Raw genomic sequence first — 4,641 nt, 5'->3', positions numbered from 1 at the left:
AACCTATCCGCTGGACGTGCTGGGCGCGCAGACCGAAGGCATGATCGGCTACATGATCGAGCAGGAACTCGGCAACCTGCTGCCCTTCGAGCGCCCCTTCGCGACGCTGCTGACGATGGTCGAGGTTGATGCCAGGGATCCGGCATTCGGCAATCCGACGAAGTTCATCGGCCCCGTGTACTCGAAGGAGGCGGCCGACAGGCTGGCCGCCGAGAAGGGTTGGGTCGTCAAGCCGGACGGCGACAAGTGGCGCCGCGTGGTCGCCTCGCCGGAGCCCAAGCGCATCTTCCAGTTGCGGCCCATCAAGTGGCTGGTCGAACACAACACCATCGTGATCGCGGCCGGCGGCGGCGGCATCCCGGCGGCCTACGGGCAGGGCGCCGACCACCACAAGCTCGCCGGCATCGAATGCGTCATCGACAAGGACCTGGCCACCGAACTGCTCGCGCGCGAACTGGGCGCGGACATGTACGTGATGCTGACTGATGCCCCCGCGGTCTACGTCGACTGGGGCAAGCCGGGGCAGCGCGCGATCCGCCGTGCCTCGCCGGACGCGCTGTCCGCCATGACCTTTGCCGCAGGATCGATGGGGCCCAAGGTGGAGGCGGCCTGCCGCTTCGTGCGCTCGACCGGCAAGCGGGCCGCCATCGGCGAGCTGGCGGATCTCGGCCGCATCCTGGCTGGCGAGGCAGGCACGACCATCGCCGCGGATACCAAGGGCATCGTCTACGCCTGATCGCCGCGATCGCGACGAGGGGTTGATCGAGTCGGCGGACCGTTCGCGGGCGCATCCTGGCGGGCGCGGCATGCACGACCATCGCCGCGGACGTCAAGGGGAACCGTCTACGGATCGTTGATGTGGCGGCGAACAAACAGGGGACTAAGGGTCGCCCCTAGGTAGGCACGAAAAGCGAAAGGGCTGGCGTCAAAAGCGAAACGTCGGGGAGGGTGCATCCCTACAGTCGAGCCCGGCTGCAAGGTGACGAGTTCACCCGAATCCGCGGGCCTGACGGTCCGCATATCCCACAACTGAAGCTCCGGTCCCATGCCGTAGCGCCCTGCCTGTAATCATCATGAAGAAGACTCTCCTGCCCTTGGCGGCGCTGGCTCTCGCCGGTACCGCATCCGCACAATCCTCCGTCACCCTGTTTGGTGTGGTCGACGCTGGCGTCAGCTACTACCAGACCACCAGCAAGTTCGTCGGTACGCCCGGCGCTCCCCTGGTCAACTTCGTCGGCACGCCCGACCTGAAGCAAAGCCAGTGGGCGTTGACCAGCGGCAACTACAACAACAGTCGCCTCGGCTTCCGTGGCACGGAAGACCTGGGCGGTGGACTGGCGGCAAGCTTCTGGCTCGAATCGCCCATGTCCAACGACGACGGTGTCGTGGGCCTCTCGACCTTTGGCCGTCGCTCGACCGTGAGCCTGTCGGGCGACTTCGGCGAACTGCGCCTGGGCCGCGACTACACACCCTCGTTCTGGAACGACGGCATCTTCGATCCCTTCGGTGTCAACGGCGTGGGCACCAACCTGATCGCCACGATGAGCTCGGGCCCGCGCACGGTCACCGCTGCCGGCGTCGACCGCGGACTGTTCTCGAATGCCAACTACATCCGCGCCAGCAATTCGGTCGGCTACATCCTGCCGCCCAACCTGGGCGGCTTCTACGGCCAGGTGATGTACGCGTTCAACGAGCAGGTCAAGTACGACCCGGGTGCGACCACCCCGGCAACGCCCTTGAACAAGAGCCGCACCGGCGGCTACAGCGGCGGCCGCTTCGGCTATGCCAACGGCGGCCTTGACATCGCTGCCTCCTACGGCCAGAGCATCACCGGCGACAACTACTTCCTCGGCGAAACCACCAAGGTCAAGACGGCGAACCTGGGCGCTTCGTACGACTTCGGCGTGGTGAAGCTTTTCGGTGAGGTGTCGCGCGTGAAGAACGTGTTCGACTACGTGACCCCGCCGCTCGTCGGCACGGGTGACTACAAGGGTGATGGCTACCTGCTCGGCGCAACCGTCCCGGTCGGCCCGGGCCTGATCCGCGCGGCCTGGTCGCACGTCAAGCTGAACTACACCTCGGCGCCTACGCTGGCGACCGCGTTGGTGCCGCCGGAGCCGGAGGCCGACAAGTTTGCGCTGGGCTACGTGCACAACCTGTCCAAGCGCACCGCGCTTTACGTCACCGGCACCCTCATCAAGAACAAGAACGGCGCGAACTTCAACGCCAACAGCACCTTCACCACCGGCACGCCGGGGTTCACCAATACCTTCCTCACCACCGGTTCGGGCTACGAGGCCAAGAACGCGATGGGCTACGACTTCGGTATCCGCCACGCCTTCTGACCTGACGCTGGCGCACGCCAGCCGAGGTTGAAAGACCCACGAGCCACCCGCTGCCGCAAGGTCCGGGTGGCTTTTTTTGTCGTGGCTGCCGGCCCGCGCGTGACGACTGCACCGGGATTGACGCGCGTCAATTGGGCTTGGGCACAGTCCCTGCAGCATGCCGGGTTGCGTTCAAAGAACCCATCTGCGAGGAGCGCCCGCGTGAACGAGTCCCGTGTTGCCGTGCATTGGCTGCTGCTGCTGGTGTGCTGCGCGCTGCTCGTGAGCCGTGCGCGTGCGCAGGATGCCGCGTCCGAGGCACCGGCCAAGCCGGAGGCATCGTCGCGCATCCGTTCGCCCGACGACGGCTGGCTGGACCTCGGCGGGTTCCTTGACCAGAGCTACGGCTTCGTGCCGGTCGCCATCCCGATCACCGAGCCGACCATCGGCGTCGGCGCGGCGGGTGCGGTGACCTTCATCGACAAGCAGGGAGAGGGCGCGGCGGCCGGGTTCGGCCGGCCCAACGTCACGGTCCTCGGCGCGCTGGGCACCGACAACGGGACCAAGGGCGCGTTCGCCGGCGACATGCGCCACTGGCTCGACGATCGCGTGACGACCCTGGTGGGCGTGGTTCGCGCCTCCGTCAACCTGAACTTCTACGGCATCGGCCGCGACCCCGCGCTGGAGGAATTCCCCGCGGCCTACAACCTGCGCACGACCGGGCTGGTGGCGCAGGCACGCTATCGGCTCGGGGATTCGCAGGCCTGGATCGGCCTGGGCTACGCGCTGGCCCAGACCGCCACCAGCGTCAGCGGGCAGGAAGAGGGACGGCTGCCGCCCGGATTCCAGGGCGAGTCCACGGTCGGCGGCCTGCTGCCGCTCGTGAGTTTCGATTCGCGCGACAACATGTTCACGCCGACCAAGGGAAGCTACCTGGAGCTGTCCGCCGGCCTGTTCAGCAAGGCATTGGGCAGCGACACCAACTTCAAGCGGGTGAACCTGATGGCGATGCACTACGTGCCGCTGTCGCGCAATCTCACGCTCGGCCTGATGGGAAGTTCGACGTTGAGCTTTGGCGACGTGCCGTTCTACCTGCGGCCCTACATCAGCCTGCGCGGCGTACCCATCATGCGCTTCCAGGGCGACTACACCGCCCAGACCGAGGCGGAACTGCGCTGGCAGTTCTGGGAAAGGTTCAGCCTCGTGGGATTCGCCGGCATCGGCGCGACGCGCAACGACAGTTCGCAGAATCGCGCCTCGCAGAACGTGACGACCGGCGGCTTCGGCATCCGCTATGAAATCGCCCGCAAGTACGGGATGCACATGGGCTTCGACGTGGCCTACGGGCCGACCGGCCCAGTCTTCTACGTGCAGTTCGGCAGCGCCTGGATGCGGCCGTAGCCGGCCGTGCCTGGAAAGCCGGCCAGCAGTGCGGCGAAGCCGCCGCGGGCAGCGCGCGGATCCGGCTCATATATCAGTTTTCCACCACGCTTTCACGTGACCCGCGACGCATGAAACGAGGGTGAGCACCGCCTGTTCGTGGGCACCCGCGGAACCGGCTTTGCCGGGCCGCTGGGTGCGCCCCCTCGAGGGGCTGAGGGCCGCGGCTCCAAGCCTGCCTGCGCAGGCTTGGACGGCCCGCAAGAGCAGCCGCCTCTGGCGGCCGCCCGTGGCGCCGCAGGCGCATTCGGGGGTGGGTTCGTTTCACGCCTCGAGGGCGTGGATGAATTCTTCCGCCAGTGGCCATTCGCCGTGGCCGGACGCCGGGTTGATGTGGCCTACGGGACCCACGTTCACCAGGCGGCTGCCCCATGCGCTCGCCATGTCGTGCACGCGCTCGAAGCTGGCCAGCGGATCGTTGGTGCTGGCCGCCACGATGCTGCGGAAGGGCAGCGGCGATCGCGGCAGCGGCAGCCAGCCGTTGTCCTCCAGCGCGTCCAGCGTTGGGTAGCCTGCGGGCAGGGGCGATTCGAAGTCCGGCGGGGCTGCGAGCAAGGCGCCTTCCAGCGGCCTCGCTTGCGCGTGCGCCTGTGCCCAATGCACCAGCATGACCACGCCGGCACTGTGGGCCACGGCGAGGACCGGGCCGTCGATGCCCTCCAGCGTGCGCTGGATGGCCGCGACGCGTGCCGCGCGGCTGAGCTTGTCGACCTCCAGCGGCGGCACCGTGACGACCTTGCGGTGGCCCGAGAGGTGGCGCGCGAGGTGCGTCTGCCAATGGTCTTCCACATGGTCGCGAAGACCGGGAACGATGAGGATGGTCGATTGCTGTGTCATGTTCATTTCGTTGGCTTCAATTCGTTCTCACCTTCTCAGT

The 4,641-nt window shown here is 67.1% G+C and carries 4 protein-coding genes; 3 read left to right on the top strand and 1 reads right to left on the bottom strand.

Annotated elements, in window-relative coordinates:
- From HCU76_RS36090 to HCU76_RS36080, 3 genes are all read left to right on the top strand, one after another.
- A partial coding sequence (locus tag HCU76_RS36090) for a carbamate kinase (protein ID WP_218512030.1) occupies nt 1-736 on the top strand: 736 nt, incomplete at its 5' end.
- 337 nt (nt 737-1,073) lie between these two features.
- Nucleotides 1,074-2,345 carry a porin gene (locus HCU76_RS36085; RefSeq protein ID WP_213959940.1) on the top strand — a complete coding sequence of 424 codons (1,272 nt, stop codon included), beginning with the start codon at nt 1,074-1,076 and terminating at the stop codon, nt 2,343-2,345.
- A gap of 201 nt (nt 2,346-2,546) precedes the next feature.
- A complete protein-coding gene (locus HCU76_RS36080) occupies nt 2,547-3,725 on the top strand; it encodes a BamA/TamA family outer membrane protein (RefSeq protein ID WP_218512029.1) in 1,179 nt (392 codons plus the stop codon).
- Between the two features lie 303 nt (nt 3,726-4,028).
- Here the strand turns inward: HCU76_RS36080 and HCU76_RS36075 are convergent, their stop codons facing one another.
- Nucleotides 4,029-4,607, bottom strand: a complete 579-nt coding sequence (locus HCU76_RS36075) for an alpha/beta hydrolase (RefSeq protein ID WP_213959942.1) — start codon at nt 4,605-4,607, stop codon at nt 4,029-4,031.
- Nucleotides 4,608-4,641 lie beyond the last annotated feature (34 nt).

Origin of the sequence: Variovorax sp. dw_308 (assembly GCF_019207085.1) — a bacterium.
GTDB lineage: Bacteria > Pseudomonadota > Gammaproteobacteria > Burkholderiales > Burkholderiaceae_C > Variovorax.
Note: the sequence above shows the minus strand (reverse complement) of the source record. Positions and strands in the feature narration are given on the sequence as shown.